This window comes from Pseudomonas sp. SIMBA_067 (genome assembly GCF_046534675.1).
GTDB classification, from domain to species: domain Bacteria; phylum Pseudomonadota; class Gammaproteobacteria; order Pseudomonadales; family Pseudomonadaceae; genus Aquipseudomonas; species Aquipseudomonas putida.
On the sequence record NZ_JAWRYH010001216.1, the window covers coordinates 1 to 241 of the forward strand.

Annotated in this window: 1 protein-coding gene; it reads right to left on the minus strand. The window is 44.8% G+C overall.

Going from position 1 to position 241, the window contains the following annotated elements:
* The coding region (locus SB765_RS33160; RefSeq protein WP_410932966.1) for an alpha/beta hydrolase-fold protein at window positions 1-241 on the minus strand (241 nt) is incomplete at both ends.

The following is a 241-nucleotide window of genomic DNA, read 5'->3' on the forward strand; positions in this document are numbered from 1 at the left end:
CCCTAACTCGACTACTGGCTCCTCTTGAGCCTTTTTCATAGCTGATCGCCACAATAATAGCCTGTTGCATTTTGCCGCTATTCATTGGAAACCGTGTGGCACCGGCAACGATAGGAAATGCATACGGCGCATCGGTTAAATAAATAACAGGATACGTTTTATTAGGCTCCTTTGCATATGACTTAGGTAGCTGTATAAAAATAGGATACACCCGCTTGGTAGCAGGATCGGTGAGCTCAAT